Raw genomic sequence first — 19,354 nt, forward strand, 5'->3', positions numbered from 1 at the left:
CATAGTCGATCGTCGCGTGCGGAAGCGCCTCGCGCAAGGCGACCAAGGGCGAAGACGGCGTATAGGTGATCGAGGCAAAGGCGGCCGCAAGCTTGTTAGCGGGCCGCACCTCGAGCGCGGGGCCGCCGACGGGGCGGACCTGCGAGGAGCCGCCGCCGGAGAGAACCCCGATGTCGGCATGCCCCCCGATTACAGCGATCCGCTTCACCGATGTCGCGATCGGTAGTAGCCCACCTTCGTTCTTGAGCAGTACGATCCCGGCCTCAGCGGTCTGCTGCGCAACCGCCGCATTCGCTGCATAGTCGATTGTAGCCGCCGAAACGATCGGATGATCGACAAGACCATAGGCGTACATGGTGCGCAGTATGCGGCTGGCGGCGGTGTCGACCGCGCTCATCGGCACCGTACCTGCGGCGAGCTCGTCGCGCAGGAGCTTGCTGAAATAGGGCTTGCCGTCGATCTGCTCGCCGGATTGCTGGTCCAGCCCCTTCGTTATGGCACGCGTGCTGTGCACCGCGCCCCAATCCGACATCACGAAGCCCTTGAAGCCCCAATCACGTCGCAGCACCTGGTTGAGCAGGAAATCATTCTCGCACGCAAACTCACCGTTCACGCGATTGTAGGCGCACATGACCGATCCAGGACGCCCAATCTCCATCGCGATCTGGAACGCCAGCAGGTCGCTCTCCCGCAGCGCCGCCTCTTCGAGGACGGCATCGACGCTGTTGCGGCCGGTTTCTTGCGCGTTCAACGCGAAATGCTTGATCGTGGAGATGATCCGCGCACTCTGAACGCCGCGGATGCCATAGCCCGCAAGCGTACCTGCAAGCAGCGGATCCTCGCCCAAATACTCGAAGTTGCGGCCGTTGCGCGTTTCGCGCGTCAGATTGACGCCGCCCGCGAGAAGTACGTTGAAGCCTTTCGCGCGCGCCTCCCCGCCGATCATCGCCCCGGCGCGTTCCGCCTGCTCGGGCCACCAGCCCGATGCGATCGCAAGACCCGACGGCAGCGCGGTGGCAACATCGCCGGCCCGCTTGTTGCCGAGGTTCGCGACGCCGAGGCTCGCATCGCTTTCGTTGAGCGGCGGAATGCCGAGCCGCTTGACGCCGGCGATATAGCCGGCCCCCAGGATCATGTCCGCCGGGCGTTTTGCTGGCGGCACGAACGACGGCATCGGACCATGCAGCAGGTCGATCTTCTCGTCGGTCGTCATCGCGGCAAGCGTCTTTGCGGCGCGCGCATCGGGATCAGCCGAAGCCTCCTCCTTTTCCGCGCGCACGGGCGCCTCCTGCGCAAGGCAGGGTACGGTGCTGAGGAGAAGTGACAGGCTGAGCCCCTTGTGCCACGGCTTGGTCACGATCTGACATCCTATGCTGAAGGCGAGGAGAGGGAGTGCGGAAGCGATCAGATTTCGATCAGCGCGACACCTTCGGGGGGAAGGTCGATCGCGATCGCGCCGCCGGGGCCGACCTTCGCGGACGTGGGCGGCGCGATCTCCGCCGCGGCGCGCAGTTCGGCCAGTTGCGACATGGTGGGATAGCGCGGCGATCCCATCGCGCGCCATGCCGGCATCGGCGAGCCACGCTCCTGATCGACATAGCTGACACGAGCGGCGGCACCCGGACGAATGCCGTTGACCGTCAGCTGGATCCTCTGCGCCGCGCCGGTGACCGTTCGCGTCGTGGTCATGCCGGGAATGCCTGAAGGCTGCGAGACCTGTGCGAGGTTCCACACCAGAAGCGCCAGCCGCCCATCCGCGCGCCGCGTCGCCAGTACCGGACCGTCGGACGCCTTCAGCCGCTCCTCACCGAGCCGGTGCATCAGCTTGTAGGTGTTGAACGATGGACGTGCGATGCCGTGCGTCATCATGCCCCAGCCCATGTCGCCTTCCTTGAGGACGTAATTGGGCACCCCAAGCTCTTCGAAGGCATTGCTGACAGCCCATTGCGACATAGCGTCGCAGTACGGCAGGCAACCCTTCACCACATGTGCGATCATCGCCGGGCTGTCGGACGACCACTCGGTCAGCCACAAGGGGCGCCCCTTGAAAGCCGTGGCGTCGATCTGCTCACGCAGCCGGCGGATCGCCTGCGGAATGACGTCGGCCTGCGGGTAGGCATCGGCGTTGCCGAACAGCTTCTTCTGGTCGTCGCCCGCGTAGAGGTGTGTTGTGACGAAATCGACGGGCGCGTTGTTCTGGGCGCAGTAGCCGAGAAACTCCGGCACCCACTCGACCGCCGCAGTGGAGGGGCCGCCCACCTGGAGTCCTGCATTCACGCCTTTGATCGCCTCGGCCGTGGCCTTGTAGAAGGCAAAATAGTCGGCCTGCGTGCCGGACCAGAAGAAGGGCAGGTTCGGCTCGTTCCACACCTCAAACGGCCATGTCCGTACCGTCGCCAGCCCGTACCGCTCGACCAGATGGGTCACGAACTGCGTGATGAAGTCCGCCCACTCGGCATTGCTTTTGGGCGGCGTGATGTTCGCGGCGTAGAAGCCGAACGTGCGGGTGCCGGACGCCAGCTTCTTGGGCATGAAGCTCAGTTCGACAAATGGCGATACACCGCGTGCGATCAATCCGTCGTAGACCTGGTCGACGTTCTGGAAGTTCGGAGCCGGATCGCGCGACAGCATGGACGGGGCGAAGACGTTGAGCTCGTCGGAGAAGATGCCGTGGAAGCGAACGCGCTTGCCGCCGCATTCCCGCTGCCACCGGGTCAGGTCGTTCCGCCACGTTTCCCGTAGCGTCATGGCGGCTCGGTCCGATCCGACGCACTCCTCCCATATGTGGGGAAGGCGCCCCATCCTGTCGCGAACGTCGATGTCGATGTTCACCGTCGCCGCGGGGGCGGCAAGCGCCCCGTGCGCGCCCGCAACGGCGCTCACCGTGCATCCGGCCACGAACTGCCGTCGATCAAGCTTCATTTCCGCCCTCCCCTCTTTTACGCGAGACTGTATGCCGCCGATGCGGGGGACACACGTCCGGCCCGCTTCAATCCTTGATGATGCCCGGTATCTTCGATTGGCGCGGCGTCACGATGTTGCTCTTGCCCCGCCGAAGCGGCTCGAACTCGGCGCGCGCCCGCTGAAGACGGGCTTGCATCGCGGCGAGCACATCAGGGTGAAGCGAGGCGACGCTGTAGCTCTCGCTGCGATCCGCCTGCATGTCATACAATTGCGGCCAGCCACGCTTCTCCAGCGTGTCCAGCGTTCGCCCGTACCAATCGGCAATCACGTACTTCCAACGCTGCGTCCGGATCGCGACTACGTCCTCTTCAACGAAGAGTACGAGTTCCTGGTGCGGCGTCGCCCCGTTCCGTGTCAGCACCGAGGATATGTCGCGCCCATCCAGCGGCGGGCCCGGCGGCAGGGCCACACCCGCCATGCTGCAGAACGTCGGCATGAAGTCGATACCCATGACGATCGCGTCGCTGCGCGCGCCCGCGCGTATCGTGCCCGGCTGTCGCACGATGCAGGGGACGCGATAGCCCCCGTCGAACCCGCCCCCGTTCTTCCGCTGCCGCAGTCCGCCCGCCGAGCCTTCGAACCATGGGCCGTTATCCGAAGTGAAGACGACCATCGTGTCTCGATCGAGACCGCACGCTTTCAGCTTGTCGAGCACGCGGCCGACGATGCTGTCGATCTCCATGACGACGTCGCCATAAGCACCCGCCGCGCTTCTCCCGGCAAAACTCTTTGTAGGGATTTCCGGCAGATGGGGCGCGCTGAGCCATAGGTTGAGGAAAAACGGCCGGTCTTGATTGCGCTCGATGAAGCTTTCGGCCTGCGCGCAGAATTGCTGCTGTAGATTGGGATAGTCCACCGACGACACGCGTGGCGCCGCGTCTCCTGCCTTTGCCTCCTGAAGCGGCAGCGGCAGCATGTCATGGCTGTAGGGAATGCCGAAATACTCGTCGAAGCCGTGATCCGTCGGCAGGAAGGGCGCATGATCGCCCAGGTGCCACTTGCCGATATGCGCGGTCGCATAGTCGGGCTTCAGCGCGCGCGCGACGGTCGGGAAGTCCTGTTTGAGGCCGCCAGGCGCGCCAGGGTAGAGGACGCCGCGGGCCATCCCCGAACGAACTGCGTAACAGCCCGTCAGCATGCCCGCGCGCGAGGGCGTGCAAACGCTCGCGGGCGCGTAATAGTCGGTGAGTACCATCCCCTCGCGCGCCATGCGATCCAGTCGAGGTGTCTTGATGGCCGTGCCGCCGAACGCGCCGAGGTCGCCGTATCCCAGATCGTCGCACAGGATGATGACGAAGTTCGGTTTGCGCCGGGATATGCCGCGCGCCGCATTCACGGCCGTCGAAAGCGTCGTTGCCGCAAGCGCGCTGGCCAGGACCTCGCGCCGCCCCACTGCCGATCGACCTAGTTTGGCCACTTTCCTCTCCTCGACGGCTTATCTGATCGCAGCCGTTTAACGAACGCTGTCGTATGTTAAAATGGATTGAAGCGTGTATCCTAGTCAAGCGTGTTTTGCAGGCCGCGCCTCCCGTTCGACCGGCGATCGGATGGAAACGACCACCGCATGGGTGTGCAACTGAAATCCGATGATCCGCGCATCTGAGCCCTAGCCGGCGATCGTCGATCGGGATATAGACGGTATCGTTTGTTTAGCCTGATCGCGCCATGGTCGTGTGCGAAGGGCCAGGTGGAGGATGATTGATGCGCACTTTTCTTCTCTCGCTGCTGCTCTTGCCTGTCGGTCCGGTCATTGCCGCCGCTCAGGATGCACCAGCGCCTTCGTCCGCCGCTCCGGCTGCGAAGATGACGACCACGGATACCGATATCGGCACGTTGCTGGACAATGCGGCCGCCAAGGCGGTCGTCGCCAAATACCTGCCCGAGATCGTCGGGAGCGATCAGATCGACATGGCACGCAGCATGACCCTGAAAGCCATTCAGCAATATGCGCCGGATCAGGTGACGGACGAGAAGCTGGCGAAGATCGATGCCGAACTCGCCAAGCTGCCCGCCGATTAAGGTCGTCGTTCTCGCGTCAAAGGCGCCGGCGTCAGCCGCGTCGGCGCTGCGACGTTCATCGTGAGCACGATGCGTGCGGTGCTGTCGGCTGCGGTCACGCCGTGCGCCGCATTGCGCCTCCACGCCGCGCGCGTCCGAAGAGCTGCTGAAGACGCGCTGCATGGCTGCCGGAACGGCAGACGACGTTGATTGGGCTCAAACTGAAGCGGACGCCTAAACGACGCGTCGGCACAGCGTGACCTTGGGTGACGTCGGAGCGTTCCCATGTCTTCGTCGATCATGACCTAGCCCGGCATTTGGCGGGACCGGCAAAGGCGTTCAGCGCCCGACGGGGCTCTCGGCCGGATCGCTCCAGCCAAGGCCGAGCGCCTTGTTGACGGCAATGTAGGCAAGAGTCAGCTGTGCCTTCGCCCGAACCACCGCTATTGCGGCGGAAAGCTTCTGTCGCTCAATATCGAGCTGATCGGTGACGGCGCTGGTGCCGGCCGCCACCCGTTGTTCGTTGAGGCGCGCCGCGCGGACGGCGCTGGCCTCTGCGCGACCGAGCTGGCCAAGCTGCGCGCGCGTGTTGCCGAAGCGCGACAACGCGTCCTCCGCGTCTTGCAAGGCCTCAAGCACGGTCTGACGATATTGTGCGTTCGCCGCGTCGCGCTGCGCCTCGCTCTGTCGCGTCCTGGCGCGCGCGGCGCCGAAATCCAGCAGGTTGTAGCTCAGTGTTGGCGCCGCGAGCGTCGTCAGCTTGCCCAGGTCGACGATGTCGGCAGGATCGCTGCCGCCCAGCCCAAGCAGCCCCAGCAACCGCACACCCGGGAGTTCCTTGGCCTTGTTCAGGCCGATCGCCGCGGTGTTCGCCGCCAGCATGCGTTCGGCCGAGCGCACGTCCGGGCGGCGCGCGATCAGCGCAGCAGGGTTTCCGATCGTCACGCTGGCAGGCGGGAGGGGTACCGGTGCAACGGCGTTCAACCTCGCATCCAGCGTCCCCGGCGTGCTTCCGGTATAGACGGCGAGCTCGTCGAGGTACTGATCGCGTTGCGCGCCGAGCGGAATGGCGTCGGCGCGCGTGGTTTCGAGTCGGTTTTGGAACCGCTCGACGTCGATAAGTGACGCGGTGCCACCGGCGTAGCGCTGCCTCGTCAGCGTAACCTGCCTCTGCTGGAGCGCGGCCGACCCGTCGTTCAAGCGGATACGCGCCTGAACGTCGCGCAGGTTGACATAGGCCTGCGCGACTTTCGCCGTGAGACTGACCTGCGCATCGGCCAGATCCGCGAAGCGGGCCGCGATCGTCGCCTTCGCCTGCTCCACGGCGCGCCGCTTGCCGCCGAACAGATCGGGCTCCCACGAGGCGGTGAGGCCCAAATTGTAGTTGTCGATAGACAGCGCCGAAGGTTGCGCGGCCCCCGCCGCGTCCGGATCGCCTTCGGTCGAGTCGCCGTCGCCGGTCCCCGCGCCGGACAGGCTGTCCCCCGGAAGCCTGGCGTTGATGTAGCTGAGGCTTGTCGAGATGCTGGGGTAACGGTTCGCCCGCTGCTGTGAGAGCAACGCCCGAGCCTCACGGATCTTGGCGGTGGCCTGATCGATCGTGGGGCTGTTCTCCAGCGCCTGCTCGATCAGGGCGGTGAGTTGAGCATCGCTTAGCTCCTCCCACCAGCGTGCGAGTCCGGGCGCGGGCGAAAGCGCGGGATCGGCGGCGCGGACGAACACGCCGCGCGCTGTCACGTCGCTCGCAACCGCCGGCGGGCCCTTGTAGTCCGGGCCAACAGTGCAACCAGCTAATACTGTTGCCGCGAGAAGAACCGCACGTTGCATCAGTGCACCATCGCCGGCCCGGCACCTTTGGGCAGTGGCTTGAGGAACAGAACCAGGGGGAGCACCGCCAAGGTGCCGACGCCCATGATCCAGAAGATATCGTTGTATGTCATCACCAGCGCCTCCTGCTGGACTTGCTGCGCGAGCAGCGCGATGCCGCTTCCCGCCTGCCCGAACGACTGCTCCATGCCATTGACATAGTCCTGCACGGCGCCGCGATTGGCGTTGAGCGTTTCTTCCATCCGGCGCGAATGGAACCACACGCGCTGCTCCTGCAGGATCGAGATTCCCGCCAGCGCGAAGCTGCCGCCGAGGTTACGGATTGCGTTGAACAGACCAGAGGCGTCGCCCGCATCGACGGCGGGAACGGATCGTACCACCGCCTGGCTAAGGAAGAGCATGGTCAGGATCTGGCCGACGCCACGCATCAGCTGGCCGGTTGTGAAGTCGTGGCCGACCGACTGCGCCGTGAGGTTCGAGTCGATCAGTGACGCGAGCGCCATGATAATGAGCCCGCCGCCGACCGCAATTCGGATGTCCACCGTCTTGAGCAGCAGTGGCACGATCGCCATCATGAACAAGCTGGGGATGCCTGACAGCAGCACGACCTTGCCCGATTGCAGTGCGTTGTAGTCGGCAAGCGCGGCGAGGAACTGGGGAATGGCGAAGCTGGTGCCGTACAGCACCATGCCGAGGATGACGCCCATCAGCGCGACCGAGCCGAACTGCCGGTCGAGCAGCAGCGACAGTTTGATGATCGGTCGCCGGGCATGGATCTGTCCCCAGGCGATGCAGGCGAAGCCCACGAGCATCACGACGAACATGATACGGATCAGCTCGGACGAGAACCATTGTTCGCGTTGCCCTTCCTCAAGGAAGACCGTCAGTCCGCCAAGCCCGAGCGCAAGGCCGAGAATGCCGATCCAATCCGCCTGCCCGAGGAGCTGCAGCTTTGCCTTCTCGTGCGGCAGGCCGACGAGCAGCAATGTGACCAGAATCGCGCAGATGGGCACGTTGAGAAAGAAGGCATAGTGCCAGGAAATGTTCTCGGTCAGCCACCCGCCGATCAGCGGACCGAGCACCGGGCCCAGGATTGCTGTGATGCCGAACGCACTGATCCCGATCGGCTGCTGTGCCGGAGGGAGCCGCTGCGCGATGATCGTCTGCGCAGTCGGAATCATCGCGCCGCCGGTGAATCCTTGGCCCACGCGCCCGATGATCATCATCGATAACGTGGTCGAAAGTCCGCACAGCACCGAAAAGCCGGTAAAGAGCCCCGCGGCCAGCAACAGGAAGGTGCGCAGCCCCAGCAACCTCTCGAGCCACGCCGCCATGGGGATGATGACGATCTCCGCCACCAGATAGGCGGTCGCGATCCACGTTCCCTCCGTGCCACTGGCGCCGATCTCACCCTGGATCGTCGGCAGGGCCGAGTTGACGATCGAGATATCCAGCGTCGCCATCATCGCGCCCAGCGTGCCCGCCGCCACCGCGAGCCACGCGCTCGCGTCCGCGCGCTGGCCGCCGCCACTCGGCGCGGACCTGTCGCCGGTGTTAATCGCCGCGCTCGCCATCGCTCAGCGACGCTCCCGAACGCGCTTATCCGCGCGCTCCTGCTCATCGCGGATGCGATCAAGCGCGCCCTTGGCGGAGGTGGTGTTCACCGTCACGGAGACAGAAAGGCCGGGCACCAACAAGCGCCGCGCCGCTGCGGTCGCTTCGATCGAGATCCGGACGGGGACGCGCTGCGTGATCTTCGTGAAGTTGCCCGTGGCGTTTTGCGGGGGCAGAATCGAGAACTGAGCGCCAGTGCCCGGCGAAAGGCTGGCGACCCGACCCTGCAGGTCGACGCCGTCCAGCGCGTCGACGCGGATCGAAACCGGCTGCCCCGGACGCATCAGCGCGAGCTGCGTCTCCTTGAAGTTCGCAGTGATGTAAAGCTTGTCGAGCGGCACGATCGACATCAGCCGGGTGCCCGTTTGCGCATATTGACCTACGGTCACCGTCTTGTCGCCGATCCGTCCCGAGATCGCGGCCTTGACCACCGTCGAGCCGAGGTCCACGTTGGCGTTCGCGAGCTGCGCGCGCGAGGACTGGGCCTGGGCCAATCCCTGCCGCACCTGTCCCCGGATCGACGTGACGTGCCGGCGCTGCCCCTCGACCGCCGCTGTTTGCGCGACAACGTCTTGCGCTGACTGACGCGCGGTTGCCTCGAGCTGCGCCAGCTTCTCGCGCGTCTCGACGCCGGACGCGGCCAGTGGCCGGTAACGCACGACCTCCGCCTCGTCGTGCGCTGCCTTGGCCCGCGCCTGCGCCAATCGCGCCCGTGCCTGCTCGATAGCGGCATATTGCTCTTCGATCTGCGCTCGGGCGCTATCGGCCTGCGCCAGCCCGACCTCCACCTGTGCGCGCGCCTGCGCCGCCTTCGCTTGCGCATCGCGGGGATCGATCCGCACCAGGGGCTGCCCCGCACGCACGTCCTGATGATTGGTAACGAGAACCTCGGCGACATAGCCCGCAATTTTGGGGGAGACGATCACCATATCCGCCTGCACCGTCGCGTCGTCGGTTTCCTGGAGATACTTGCCGTGGCTTTCATACCTGACGAACCAGGCTATGCCGGCGACCAGCGCGGCGGCTCCGATCAGGAGCAGGACAAGCTTGGCCCGTCTCGACAGCCCCTTGCGCTTGGGAGCGTCATTGTGTTCGACCTGGCTCGCCTGCCCGCCGGCAGACTGCGCCTGCCGGTCAGGAATTTGGTCGCGCTCATCGTCCGCCATGGTTCGCCTGCTGAAGGATTTGGCAGTGCCTTACTCCCAAAGGCGAAAGCGGACAATAGCGTCCGGTTACGGTCGTGGAGTGAGACCGGCGAGTATGATGCCGAGCGCCTGCTCCAGCTGAGCATCGGCGGCTTTCGAAGCCTTGGACGTCGGAAGCAGGCCGCCAAGCATTCTGATCGCAAGCGAAAGCTGTTCGATCGAGATGTCAGGCCGTAGAGCCCCTTGCGCCACACCGCGCGCGAGCAACGGTTGTAATGCCGCGGAAAAGCGGTTGCCCAAGGCGACGAACGGCTCGGTTGTGGTGGAAGCAGCCAGATCCTCTGCGATCCGGGCGTAAATCGCCCGAGGCGATGCGCCTGTGCGCACGAGTGCGAGCACTGCATCTCGAAACGTCAGGTCCGATCGTGCGGCGACTTCCTCAAGTGGACCGAAGCTCTTCTCGAAAACGGCCAACGCGAGCGCTTCGCGGTCGGCGAAGTTGCGATAAAGCGTGCCACGACCCACGCCGGCTCGTGTGGCTATGTCCTCCAGCGGCACCTGAAAGCCGCGCTCGAGGAACAGATCGGCCGCGGCTTGAATGATTACCTCGCGCCTAGCTTGTGCATCCCTGCGCACACACCACCCACAAAAGACTGCTCGCAACCTGGCGACCTAGCAGATGCGTCGAGCGATGAAACTGTCCTTACGGCGCTGTTAGGGCGACGCTCAGACAGGGAAGCCGAGGCCCGCCAGCGCCGGAACCACCGCCATGCGCTGATCGCCTTCAACGGGCACCGAAATCCTGTTCATGGCGGTGACGTCGCCTGACCAGATACCCCGATCGTATCGCGCGGCCACGCTATCGACCAGCCCGTCGCGTTCGCGATGTCGCGGGCGTTCCTCGATGAAGGCAAAGGTCGGCCACAGCGTCGTCGCCTACGCGCTGCCATAGCGCGATGGTCCTGCTATGGTCCTGCTACGGCACCGATACCGAGGATCGGCTGCGCTGATCGGGCATTCAACACCAAGATGACGACCGATCCATCCTCCCCGCTCAAGCTGCCGCTGTTTCGCGCCGTCTGGCTCGCCAGCCTTTGTTCGAACCTGGGCGGGCTGATCCAGTCGGTCGGCGCGTCGTGGCTGATGACGAGCCTGTCGGCATCGCCGCAGATGATCGCGCTGGTGCAGGCCTCGACGACGCTGCCGATCATGCTGCTCGCGCTCTGGGCGGGCGCGGTCGCCGATAATCTCGATCGCCGCCGCGTGATGCTCGCGGCGCAGGGCTTCATGCTGGTCGTCTCCGCGCTGCTGGCGCTCGGCGCGTGGCTTGGATGGGTGACGCCCTGGCTGCTGCTGATGTTCACCTTCCTGATCGGCTGCGGCACCGCGATCAACGGCCCGGCCTGGCAGGCGTCGGTCGGCGACATGGTGCCGCGCCCGCTGCTGCCCGGCGCCATCGCCTACAACAGCATGGGCTTCAACATCGCGCGCAGCGTCGGCCCGGCGATCGGCGGCGCGATCGTGGGCGTGGCCGGCGCGGCCGCCGCCTTCACGCTCAATGCGGTGAGTTATATCGGGCTGATCCTGGTGCTGCGCGGGTGGCAGCCGGCCCTGCCCGCACGCCGGCTTCCGCGCGAGCGCCTCGGCACCGCGATGGGCGCGGGGCTGCGCTACGTCCAGCTCTCGCCGCAAATCCGCGTGGTGCTGCTGCGCGCGGCACTGTTCGGCGTCGCGGCGAGCGCACTCCCCGCGCTGATGCCGCTGGTCGCGCGCCATCTCCTCAATGGCGGGCCGCTCACCTATGGCATCCTGCTCGGCGCCTTCGGTACGGGCGCGATCGGCGGCGCGTTGCTGAGCGGGCGGCTGCGTGACGCACTGTCGATCGAGGGGATCGTCCGCGCCGCGGCGACCTGCCTGGCGGTCGGTGCGGCGACCACTGCGGTCGCGGGTACGCTGGTGCTGATCGTGCCCGCCCTCGCGCTGGCCGGCGCGGGCTGGGTCCTCGCGCTCTCGACCTTCAACGTCAGCGTCCAGCTGGCCTCCCCGCGCTGGGTGGTCGCGCGGGCGCTCGCGCTGTACCAGATGTCCGCCTTTGGCGGCATGGCGGTCGGAAGCTGGCTGTTCGGTTCGATCGCCGCCGATCACGGCATCGCCGCGGCCCTGCTCGTCGCCGCCGCGATCCAGCTGCTGAGCGTGGCGGCCGGGTTCGTGCGCCGCCTTCCGGCGATCAGCCAGATGAACCTGGACCCGCGCGGGACCTGGACCGAGCCGCACACGGCGGTGCCCGTCGAGGCGCGCTCCGGGCCGATCGTCATCGCGGTCGAGCATCGCGTCAGCGAAGAGAATGTGCCCGCCTTCCTCTCGGTGATGAGCGAGCAGCGCCGGATTCGGCGGCGGGACGGGGCACGGCACTGGACGTTGCTGCGCGATCTGGGCGATCCGCTGCTGTGGATCGAACGCTACCAGTTCCCCACCTGGCTCGATTATGTTCGCAACAACGAACGGCGCACCAAGGCCGACGAGGTCAACGGCGAAGCCCTGCGCCGCCTGCGGCTGGACGGTGCCGCGCCGACGGTCCACCGCCGCATCGAGCGGCAGACGGGTTCGCTTCCGTGGGGGCACATGCCGGATGGCCGCGAGCTCGATCCATTGACCGATCCGGCACGCTCCACATGAACACCCTTCCAAAGCTCAATGAAGCGCGTTCATTCCCCGCGCGTCCGCCTACGTCTTAGGGAGCGCGCTGCCGCTGTCACGCGCCAGGCCTGCGGTGCCGATCGTGGACCAAGCTTGCCTTCGATCATGCTGTGGCTCCCGTTCGAAGACCGCGGACTCAAGCGGCCGAAGCATGCGCGGCGCCGTCATATTCCTCGTCGGTGACCTTCTCGAGCCACTCGACATTCTTGCCGTCGAGCGCTTCCTGCACGGCGATGTGCGTCATGGCGGTGGTCGCCGTGGCGCCGTGCCAGTGCTTGTGACCCGGCGGGCACCAGATTACGTCGCCGGCGCGGATCTCGACCCGCACCTCGCCCTCGCACTGCGTCCAGCCGCAGCCGGCGGTCACGATCAGCGTCTGGCCGAGCGGATGGGTGTGCCATGCCGAACGGGCGCCCGGCTCGAACGTCACGGCAGCGCACGAGACGCGCGCGGGCGCCGGCGGGTTGTTCAGCGGGTCGATCCGCACCGTGCCGGTGAAATAGTCCTCGGGACCCTTCATCGAGGGCTGCGATCCACAACGCTTCAATTCCATGTCCATACTCCAAGGGGCGACGCGCCCCGCGCTTGCCGCGACGCAGCAGAACGCTGGATCCATAACGTCCATCGAAGATGCGTGTAGCCGCCGGATATGAGACGCCGCTATGAGAGATGCTCATGAATTACTTCTCAAGCGCGATGCCGCGGATCAACATCAACGACCTGAACGCCTTCGTGGCAATCGCGCGCGAACGCAGCTTCACACGCGCCGCCGCGCGGCTCGGCGTCTCGCAATCGGCGCTGAGCCACACGATGCGCGGGCTCGAATCCCGCCTCGAGACTCGGCTCCTGACGCGAAACACCCGCGGCGTGTCGCTGACCGATGCCGGCCGGCGCCTTCTGGAGACGATCGAGCCGCATCTGGAGGGCATCACCGCGGGCATCGAAGGGCTGCGCGACCTGCGCGAGACGCCGAGCGGCACCATCCGCATCACCGCGACCGATCATGCGGCGGAGACGCTTCTGTGGCCCGTCGTGGCGGCGCTGACCGAACACTTTGCGGACATTACAGTCGAGATCAGCGTCAATTATGGCCTCACTGATATCGTGGCGGAGGGGTTCGATGCGGGCGTGCGCGTCGGCGAGGCGATCGAGCAGGACATGGTGGCGGTCCGGATCGGACCTGACCTCGAAATGGCGGTCGTCGCCACGCCGGACTATTTTTCCGCGATGGGCGTGCCGCAGACACCGCGGGACCTCGTTTCCCATCGGTGCATCAATCTGCGGCTGACGAGTTCGCGCCGGCTCTATGCCTGGGAGTTCGAGGAAGCAGGGCGTGCGCTGAACGTGCGCGTCGAGGGGCCGCTGATCTTCGACACCACGCATCTGTGCATCAAGGCCGCCCTGGCTGGCCGAGGCGTTGCGTTTGCACCCGAGGACCAGGTCCGCGACGCGCTGGCCTACGGCAGGCTGGTGCGCGTGCTCGAGGACTGGTGCCCGCCCTTCCCTGGCTACCACCTCTATTATCCGAGTCGGCGCCACATGTCGTCGGCGTTTCGCTTGCTGGTCGACAGCCTCCGGTACACCGGCTGAGGCGAAAAAGGACAATACTTCTTTGCGTCGGTCGCGCCGTGCTGATCGTCCTGGGAGGAGCAACCGCACGTCAAGGCCCGCCCGCTTGCGATACGGGCCAGCAGTCCTCGAGCGAGGCGAGGAAGCGCGCGGTCACGGGGTCGCTCACCGGTGATCGCGCCGCGACCTGGAGAGCGCTGATCGCCCCCTCGTTGCTCAGCGGGCGATTGACGATCCCGGCGACGCCCGCTTGCGCTAGGCAGCGCGGGAGCAGCGCTATTCCGCCCCCCGCTGCGACAAGGCCTGCGATGGACGCCGCGACCGACACCGTCTGCACCACCTTCGGATGAAACCCTGACTGCCCGCAGAGCATGAGCATGTGTTCGTAGAGCCCGCAGCCGTGATCCGCGCCGAATGCGATGAACTGCTCCTCGCGCAGCGCCGACAGATCGATCGCGGTCGTCTCGTGCGCGAGCCGATGATCCGCGGGCAGGAAGACGTCGATCGGGTCGTACCAGATCGGGCGCAGCGACACGCCCTGCGGCGGTTGATACCAATAGGCCGGACGCAGCACCCCGACGTCGATCCGCCTTTCGGCCAAAGCGTCGAGCTGATCGCTCGTCGACATCATGCGGGTCTCGATCGCCACCTCGGGATAATCGTCGCGGAACCGCCGCAACAGGGTCGCGAAGCTCTGGCGCAGCGGCACCGAGCTGGTGAATCCGATCACCAGCCCCCCCGCTTCTCCCCTTCCCGCCCGCCGGGTTTGCTCCTGCGCCCACTCCACCCCCGCCAGCACCGTCCTCGCCTCCGCCAGCAGTACCTCCCCTGCCTTGGTGAGCTCGACCCGCCGACGGTCCCGGTTGAACAGCTGCGTGCCCAGGCTGCTTTCCAGCCCCTTGATCTGCACCGACAAGGGCGGCTGGCTGACATTCAGCCGTTCGGCCGCCCGGCTGAAATTCAGCTCCTCGGCCACTGCGACGAAGTAGCGGAGCTGGCGGATCTCCATGGCTTATACGTCTCTCGAATGAAAACAGGTCCAACAACATATTGGACGCTATAAGCCTGCTGCGCCACCCTCGGCGTGTGACCACAATCGCCACCGTAGCACGCAGGAACGCCGACCCAACGGCTCCAACCGATGCCCGCATCTGCTGCCGCATCCGCCGCCGGACACGTCGAGGCTCTCCCGCCTGTCTGCTCCGCAGGCGGATCAAGCGCATCGGGAGCACGCGCCTATTCCAATGATCGGACACAGAAAGCCGACATGAGAGGATGACCATGGAAGATAACGTTGCTGAACCGACGATGCGCCGGGTGTACTGGCGCCTCATCCCCATCCTGTTCCTGGCCGTTTTCCTGAACTACCTGGATCGGATCAACATCGGCTTCGCCGCATTGGAGATGAACCAGCAACTGGGCTTCAGTGCAGCGGTATTCGGGTTCGGCGCCTCCGTTTTCTTCGTCGGCTACATGCTGCTCGAAGTTCCCAGCAACATGATCCTGCATCGGGTCGGAGCGCGGGTATGGATCGGACGGATCATGATCTCCTGGGGTCTGGTCGCAGCCGCCTTCGCCTTCGTGCGGAGCGACGTCAGTTTCTACGTGCTTCGTTTCCTGCTCGGCATCGCTGAAGCAGGGTTTCTCCCTGGCCTCGCGCTCTATGTCACCTTGTGGTTCCCCGTGCGCTGGCGTGCGCGCGCCGTGGCAAGCTACATCGCGGGCGGCCAGATCGCCGCGGTCGTCGGCGGCCCATTGTCAGGACTGCTGCTCGATCATGCTGATGGCTTTTTCGGCCTGCAGAGCTGGCAAGTCATGTTCCTGGTAGAAGGTTTTCCCGCGGTGCTGCTGGGCATCATGTTCTTCTTCATCCTGACCGACACGCCGGATAAGGCGTCCTGGCTCAGGGAAGACCAGCGGCGCTGGCTTTCGGAGACGCTGGATGCGGAACGCGCCACGATCGATGCTGCACATGGCCGGCATTTTGCGCTTCGTGACGTCTTCAAGGACGGCAGGGTCTGGAGCCTGGCCCTGCTGTTCGGCAGCGCCTTGGTGGGGATCTATGGCATGTTGATCTGGCTCCCGCAGATCATCAAGTCGATGGGCAACCTGAACAACACCGAAGTCGGGCTGCTGTCCGCCGTGCCGCCCCTGCTGGGCACCGCCGGCGCGCTGATCGTGGGTTGGAGTTCGGATCGTACCGGCGACCGCAAATATCACCTCGCGGCCTCCTACGCCGTCGCCTGTCTCGGCCTGGCGGGGTCGGCGGTGTTCGCCCATGATGACGTCGTCGCCTATCTTTGCCTCTGCGTCGCGGGGCTCGGCTTGTATTCCGGCACACCGCTATTCTGGAGCCTCAACGCCTCGCTGATGACGGGCGCGGCGCTGGCCGCCTCCATCGCTCTGGTCAACACGCTTGCCCAGTTTGGCGGGCTGGTCGGGCCGTGGATGATCGGCCTGGTCAAGACCTCGACCGGGAGCTTCAGCATCGCGCTACTGGTGCTTTCGGCCTTTCTGCTGCTCGCCGCGCTCATCGCCCTGTTCTTCCGCGTCGGCCCACCCGCCGCCGATGCGCGCACCGTCGGCCGCGCGTCGGCGGAAGCCTTGTGAACCCAACCCTATCGACAAGGACGAACATGATTATCGACGTACACGGGCATTTCACGACCGTTCCGGCAGCAGTCCCGCAATGGCGCGCGGCGCAGGTCGCGGCCAAGGGCAAGGTGGCGCAGGTGCCGCCGCAACCCGTGATCTCGGACGACGAACTCCGCGCGGCGCTGGAGGATGCGCAGCTACGAACCCAGCGCGAGCGCGGCATCGATCTCACGATCTTCTCGCCCCAGGCCTCCGCGATGGCGCATCACGAGGCGGATCTGGCGGCGAACATCGTCTGGAGCCGCCTGTGCAACGACATCATCGCGCGGGTCGTCGGCCTCTATCCGCGCGACTTCATCGGCGTCTGTCAGTTGCCGCAGGCGCCGGGCGAAGGGCTGGACGCCTCGATCGCGGAGCTGGAGCGGTGCGTGCTCGAACTTGGCTTTGTCGGGTGCAACCTCAATCCGGACCCTTCCGGCGGTCACTGGTCCGGCCCGCCGCTATTCGACCGCTCCTGGTATCCCTTCTACGAGAAGATGGTCGAGCTGAACGTGCCGGCGATGGTGCATGTCAGTTCGTCGTGCAACCCGAACTTCCAGACGACGGGCGCACACTATATCAACGGCGACACCACTGCCTTCATGCAGTTCCTGACGTCGAACCTCTTCCGCGACTTTCCCGATCTGAAGTTCGTCATTCCCCATGGCGGCGGCGCGGCGCCCTATCACTGGGGGCGCTACCGCGGCCTCGCACAGGCGATGAAGCGCCCGCCGCTCGCGGAACTGCTGCTGAACAACGTGTTCTTCGACACCTGCGTCTATCATCATCCGGGTGCCGAGTTGCTGGCGCAGGTCGTCCCGGTGAAGAACATCCTTTTTGCGTCCGAGACGTTCGGCGCGGTGCGCGGTATCGACCCGGAAACCGGTCACCATTTCGATGACACCAAGCGCTACTTCGATGCTATGGATTTCCTGTCGGAGGCGGACAGGCAGGCGATCTTCGAGAACAATGCGCGCCACGTCTATCCGAGGCTGCACAAGACCCTTCTGGAAGCGGATGCGTGACCGCATCGGCGCGGGAGCGTAGCGCTACGCCGCTGCCTCCAGGCCGCCTCGCGCCTGCGCGACAACACAACGATCGCGCCCGTCCTGCTTCGCCCGCAGCAGCGCGGTGTCAGCCGTCACGATGAGCTTTTCGGGCGGACAATGGTCGGGTGTCACCGCGACACCGATTGAAACCGTGATGGGGCCAAGCGCCACGCCATCGTAGCTCAGGTCGAGGTTGGCCATGCGCTGACGGATCGCCTCGGCGAGTCTTTCCGCCCGCGGCTGATCATAGCCCGGCATCAGCAGGGCGAACTCCTCACCGCCATAGCGGAAAGCGAGCCCCTCATCCCGTGCCGCTGCGCGAAGCACCTGCCCCACCGTCCGGAGCACCCGATCGCCGGCATCATGGCCGAACCGATCATTGAAGCTTTTGAAGTGATCGACATCGAGCATCAAGCAACTCAGGGGCAAGCCATTGTCGAGCGCCCTCGCCACTTCAAGTTCGAACACTTCATCAAGGTAGCGGCGGTTGGCCAGCCCTGTCAGGGCATCGGCGTTCGCCATCTCGCGCAGTGACACTCGCAATTGCAGATTACCGATCGCCAACCCGATATTCTCGCTCAACATCGGCAGGAAGACATCAGTGGCGGCCTGGAAGTCCGCAAGCTCGCCGCAGGGTTCCAGGTACAGCAGCCCCACCGCCTCGCGCTGCACGATGAGCGGCAGGCACAGCGCGGCGCCGCTCTCTCCGGCATGCAGATGCGCGCAGGGTACGTCCCGCTCGTCGGCCGCCAGCCGGTGCGCGCTGCCCCGCCGCAGCGCCCAACAGGAAAGCGGTGGAAATTCGGCCGTCGAGCGCAGGGCACCGCCCCAACGGAACAGTTCCGCCATGACCTTCCGGCTCGGTTCGAACAGGTAGAGGGCTCCTGCCGTGCCCGGCAGGAGATCGGGCACGAAGCAGTGGATGACGTGCTGCAGATCGTCGAACGTGTCGCAGCCCTGCAGCCTGTTGGTCATGCGAGCGAGCTGATCTCGAAGCAATCGGTCCTTGGCGCGCTCCTCTTCCAGTCGCTGACGCTCGAGGCCGTTCTCACGAAAGATGCGGATGGCCTGCGCCATGTCGCCGATTTCGTCGATCTGCCCGAGCGGCGGCGGTTCGACCGCGTAATCCTGCGCCGCGAGGCGCGCGACGACGTCGCTCAACCGCACGACCGGACGCAGAACGCGCTGCTTGAAGACGAAATAAAGGACGCACAGGAAAAGCAGGCCGGTCAGGGCCAGAACGACCTCGGAGACGGTCCGCCATGTACGCGCGAAAGCTTCCGCCTCCTTCACCTCGTCGGCGGTGCGCTGGTCGAGCCGATCCTGAAACTGAGTCACCGCGTTATCGACGCGCTCGAGTTGACGCTGATACTCGGGACCGAACAGGATCCGCACCGCCTCACCGCCCCGCCCCGCCAGGCGAGCCGTGATGGCGCTCGCCTGCTCGTCGCGAAGCGTGTCGGCAGAGTCGAGCGCGGTCTTGAGCGCCCGGATTTCGGCCGGCGAAGCGCCGAGATCGACCATGCCGCGCAACCGCGCTTCGACGTTGCCGAGCGCGGCGGCTTCGCTCCGATAAGCTGTCGCCTGCGTGGGATCACCACTCATGACGTACAGCCGCGCGCGTTCGGTGAGTGCGAAGCAGTCCTTCGCCACCTCGGAGGTCGCCTTGTCGAGCCGATAGCGCTGCGCGACCGCAGCGCGCTCACCTTCCTGCGCGTGCGCGGCGAGGAGCATGGTGGCCGCCGAAACCGTGGTGAGGACGAGGGTGGCACCATAGGCAAGGTTGGTGATGGTCGCGAGGCGCATCACAGACAAATATCAGCAGCGGCCTTCCACACGGTTAAAAAGCCCCACCTC

The 19,354-nt window shown here is 65.6% G+C and carries 15 protein-coding genes; 5 read left to right on the forward strand and 10 right to left on the reverse strand.

Annotated features, from left to right (window positions below):
* From ACFDTH_RS08375 to ACFDTH_RS08385, 3 genes are all read right to left on the reverse strand, one after another.
* A partial coding sequence (locus ACFDTH_RS08375; protein ID WP_375287078.1) for a glycoside hydrolase family 3 protein occupies window positions 1–1,357 on the reverse strand: 1,357 nt, incomplete at its 3' end.
* Between the two features lie 47 nt (window positions 1,358–1,404).
* Window positions 1,405–2,922, reverse strand: a complete 1,518-nt coding sequence (locus ACFDTH_RS08380; protein WP_375287079.1) for a glycosyl hydrolase — start codon at window positions 2,920–2,922, stop codon at window positions 1,405–1,407.
* Between the two features lie 67 nt (window positions 2,923–2,989).
* The gene (locus tag ACFDTH_RS08385) at window positions 2,990–4,381 is read right to left on the reverse strand and encodes a sulfatase (protein WP_375287080.1); all 1,392 of its coding nucleotides are present in this window, start codon (window positions 4,379–4,381) and stop codon (window positions 2,990–2,992) included.
* Window positions 4,382–4,665: 284 nt separating this feature from the next.
* Here ACFDTH_RS08385 and ACFDTH_RS08390 point away from each other — a divergent pair, with 284 nt between their 5' ends.
* Entirely contained in the window at window positions 4,666–4,983 is a 318-nt protein-coding gene (locus ACFDTH_RS08390) for a hypothetical protein (RefSeq protein ID WP_375287105.1), read from the forward strand.
* A gap of 318 nt (window positions 4,984–5,301) precedes the next feature.
* Here ACFDTH_RS08390 and ACFDTH_RS08395 read toward each other — a convergent pair whose 3' ends face one another.
* The 4 genes from ACFDTH_RS08395 to ACFDTH_RS08410 all read right to left on the reverse strand — a co-directional run bounded on the left by ACFDTH_RS08395 (window position 5,302) and on the right by ACFDTH_RS08410 (window position 10,184).
* Window positions 5,302–6,789: an efflux transporter outer membrane subunit gene (locus ACFDTH_RS08395; RefSeq protein ID WP_375287081.1), complete on the reverse strand. Its 1,488-nt coding sequence runs from the start codon at window positions 6,787–6,789 to the stop codon at window positions 5,302–5,304.
* The gene (locus tag ACFDTH_RS08400) at window positions 6,789–8,363 is read right to left on the reverse strand and encodes an MDR family MFS transporter (RefSeq protein WP_375287082.1); all 1,575 of its coding nucleotides are present in this window, start codon (window positions 8,361–8,363) and stop codon (window positions 6,789–6,791) included. Before ACFDTH_RS08400 ends, ACFDTH_RS08395 begins: the two co-directional genes overlap by 1 nt.
* 3 nt (window positions 8,364–8,366) lie before the next feature.
* Complete coding sequence (locus ACFDTH_RS08405; RefSeq protein WP_375287083.1) at window positions 8,367–9,569, reverse strand: HlyD family secretion protein; 1,203 nt, start codon at window positions 9,567–9,569, stop codon at window positions 8,367–8,369.
* A 66-nt stretch (window positions 9,570–9,635) separates the two neighbouring features.
* On the reverse strand, window positions 9,636–10,184 hold the full coding sequence (locus tag ACFDTH_RS08410; protein ID WP_375287084.1) for a TetR/AcrR family transcriptional regulator: 549 nt from the start codon (window positions 10,182–10,184) through the stop codon (window positions 9,636–9,638).
* A gap of 393 nt (window positions 10,185–10,577) precedes the next feature.
* On the opposite strand from ACFDTH_RS08410, the gene ACFDTH_RS08415 reads away from it, so the two are divergent.
* On the forward strand, window positions 10,578–12,224 hold the full coding sequence (locus ACFDTH_RS08415) for an MFS transporter (protein WP_375287085.1): 1,647 nt from the start codon (window positions 10,578–10,580) through the stop codon (window positions 12,222–12,224).
* Between the two features lie 157 nt (window positions 12,225–12,381).
* On the opposite strand, the gene ACFDTH_RS08420 is transcribed toward ACFDTH_RS08415, so the two are convergent.
* Window positions 12,382–12,765 (reverse strand): cupin domain-containing protein, encoded by a 384-nt coding sequence (locus tag ACFDTH_RS08420; protein ID WP_375287086.1) that lies wholly within the window; start codon window positions 12,763–12,765, stop codon window positions 12,382–12,384.
* Between the two features lie 176 nt (window positions 12,766–12,941).
* Between ACFDTH_RS08420 and ACFDTH_RS08425 the strand changes: the two genes are divergently transcribed.
* Window positions 12,942–13,835, forward strand: coding sequence for a LysR family transcriptional regulator (locus tag ACFDTH_RS08425; protein ID WP_375287106.1), 894 nt, complete (start codon window positions 12,942–12,944; stop codon window positions 13,833–13,835).
* Window positions 13,836–13,905: 70 nt separating this feature from the next.
* On the opposite strand, the gene ACFDTH_RS08430 is transcribed toward ACFDTH_RS08425, so the two are convergent.
* Window positions 13,906–14,823, reverse strand: coding sequence for a LysR substrate-binding domain-containing protein (locus tag ACFDTH_RS08430; protein ID WP_375287087.1), 918 nt, complete (start codon window positions 14,821–14,823; stop codon window positions 13,906–13,908).
* A gap of 266 nt (window positions 14,824–15,089) precedes the next feature.
* Here ACFDTH_RS08430 and ACFDTH_RS08435 point away from each other — a divergent pair, with 266 nt between their 5' ends.
* Window positions 15,090–16,424: an MFS transporter gene (locus tag ACFDTH_RS08435; protein WP_375287088.1), complete on the forward strand. Its 1,335-nt coding sequence runs from the start codon at window positions 15,090–15,092 to the stop codon at window positions 16,422–16,424.
* Window positions 16,425–16,450: 26 nt separating this feature from the next.
* Window positions 16,451–17,473 carry an amidohydrolase family protein gene (locus ACFDTH_RS08440; RefSeq protein WP_375287089.1) on the forward strand — a complete coding sequence of 341 codons (1,023 nt, stop codon included), beginning with the start codon at window positions 16,451–16,453 and terminating at the stop codon, window positions 17,471–17,473.
* A 24-nt stretch (window positions 17,474–17,497) separates the two neighbouring features.
* On the opposite strand, the gene ACFDTH_RS08445 is transcribed toward ACFDTH_RS08440, so the two are convergent.
* Window positions 17,498–19,303, reverse strand: a complete 1,806-nt coding sequence (locus ACFDTH_RS08445) for a diguanylate cyclase (protein ID WP_375287090.1) — start codon at window positions 19,301–19,303, stop codon at window positions 17,498–17,500.
* Window positions 19,304–19,354: the final 51 nt, after the last annotated feature.

Source organism: Sphingomonas sp. (assembly GCF_042096255.1).
Taxonomy (GTDB): domain Bacteria; phylum Pseudomonadota; class Alphaproteobacteria; order Sphingomonadales; family Sphingomonadaceae; genus Sphingomonas.

Excerpts from the sequence above, each read along its gene's own strand:
- ACFDTH_RS08380 (WP_375287079.1), bottom strand. The coding sequence starts at position 2,922 with ATGAAGCTTGATCGACGGCAGTTCGTGGCCGGATGCACGGTGAGCGCC.
- ACFDTH_RS08390 (WP_375287105.1), top strand. The coding sequence starts at position 4,666 with ATGCGCACTTTTCTTCTCTCGCTGCTGCTCTTGCCTGTCGGTCCGGTC.
- ACFDTH_RS08395 (WP_375287081.1), bottom strand. The coding sequence starts at position 6,789 with ATGCAACGTGCGGTTCTTCTCGCGGCAACAGTATTAGCTGGTTGCACT.
- ACFDTH_RS08400 (WP_375287082.1), bottom strand. The coding sequence starts at position 8,363 with ATGGCGAGCGCGGCGATTAACACCGGCGACAGGTCCGCGCCGAGTGGC.
- ACFDTH_RS08405 (WP_375287083.1), bottom strand. The coding sequence starts at position 9,569 with ATGGCGGACGATGAGCGCGACCAAATTCCTGACCGGCAGGCGCAGTCT.
- ACFDTH_RS08415 (WP_375287085.1), top strand. The coding sequence starts at position 10,578 with ATGACGACCGATCCATCCTCCCCGCTCAAGCTGCCGCTGTTTCGCGCC.
- ACFDTH_RS08420 (WP_375287086.1), bottom strand. The coding sequence starts at position 12,765 with ATGAAGGGTCCCGAGGACTATTTCACCGGCACGGTGCGGATCGACCCG.
- ACFDTH_RS08425 (WP_375287106.1), top strand. The coding sequence starts at position 12,942 with ATGCCGCGGATCAACATCAACGACCTGAACGCCTTCGTGGCAATCGCG.
- ACFDTH_RS08430 (WP_375287087.1), bottom strand. The coding sequence starts at position 14,823 with ATGGAGATCCGCCAGCTCCGCTACTTCGTCGCAGTGGCCGAGGAGCTG.
- ACFDTH_RS08435 (WP_375287088.1), top strand. The coding sequence starts at position 15,090 with ATGACCATGGAAGATAACGTTGCTGAACCGACGATGCGCCGGGTGTAC.
- ACFDTH_RS08440 (WP_375287089.1), top strand. The coding sequence starts at position 16,451 with ATGATTATCGACGTACACGGGCATTTCACGACCGTTCCGGCAGCAGTC.
- ACFDTH_RS08445 (WP_375287090.1), bottom strand. The coding sequence starts at position 19,303 with ATGCGCCTCGCGACCATCACCAACCTTGCCTATGGTGCCACCCTCGTC.